This window comes from Holdemanella sp., assembly GCF_056804935.1.
Genome location: NZ_DBMEXE010000025.1, coordinates 9,689 through 10,818, shown reverse-complemented (window position 1 = coordinate 10,818; position 1,130 = coordinate 9,689). Strand labels below are relative to the sequence as shown.

Here is a 1,130-nt window from a genome sequence, read left to right as displayed (position 1 = left end):
TTTGTCTTTTTATCCAATACATACACCAAACATATACAAACCGATGGCGTAAGTCCAAAGCCTAGATAGTTCGATACTATATTTAACCAACGGAATTTCTTTGGTAAACCATCCACTTTTAATGTAACGACTTCTAATAATGAAATCAGTGCAATCAATCCAAACGCAAATAAAAATCCACGCTTTTGTTTTTTATTTAACGATTCACTCAATCGCGTCAAAACGCACATGAAACAAAGAACGAAAATATCAATTGTCGTTAATACATAAAAATATCCATTCATCACTTGCTATCCCATTCCTTATATATACGTCTAAATACAATTGGACTGTTCTTCTTCAAATACTCTTTTTGAAGCCAATCCAAATACGTTCCTGGACTAATAATACCGCGTATGCTCAATACATCCGCACCTAACGTTCCCAAAACCAAATCGGTAAAAGAAGCGCAATTATCACCTAAAGCCCAGTAAATATGGAATTTACCACTCTTGACCTTATATAACTTAGCTCCCGTACGATAATGCAGACGACTTGGATAATCCATTTCATATTCACTAAAACGATCATACCCATCTTCTTTTTCAATCTTTGTATACCAACGATAGCCATTTTGACGAATCTTTTCAATTTCTTTTTCAATCATCTCATTCTGTTTTGACGTTGTATAAATACCATATTCAAAAATGGAATTATTCTCTGCCGAAATCATATTCGGAATGTATTTTTCGAGTGGCACCGTAAAGAAAATGCCATCCCCAATCGTTTGATTTAAATGAAAGGAATCACTATCATAATTTCCATAACTATAGACAATATCATCATACGCAAAACAGATGTGCCCAACCTTTTGAAAGCCCTTGGGTCCTACATGCACAATCACCTTTAAGCGAACAACCTCATCCTTCTTATACGTATTTAAATCTTCAGGCTTACCATCCTCTAAATACCGGTTGATACTTGTCAAAGCCGCATCTGGAACTAAAGCACAAAGAAAAGCCGGAAGTGTGATTCTTACTTTTCGTTTCCATTTATATTTCGTTAAAGGATTGATTCCCTCATATCCATCCCCTAAATAACGCGTACCTAAGATCATAAAGTAAATGCCAAAAGCACGCATTAAAAGATCC

At 35.2% G+C, this 1,130-nt stretch carries 1 protein-coding gene and 1 pseudogene; both read right to left on the bottom strand.

Features of this window, described 5'->3' with window-relative positions; translation table 11 throughout:
* Window positions 1–284: pseudogene (locus tag ACZQCL_RS02385) on the bottom strand (GGDEF domain-containing protein); the annotation flags it as partial.
* The coding region (locus tag ACZQCL_RS02380; protein ID WP_482481766.1) for a hypothetical protein at window positions 284–1,130 on the bottom strand (847 nt) is incomplete at its 5' end. The pseudogene ACZQCL_RS02385 and the gene ACZQCL_RS02380, both read right to left, overlap by 1 nt.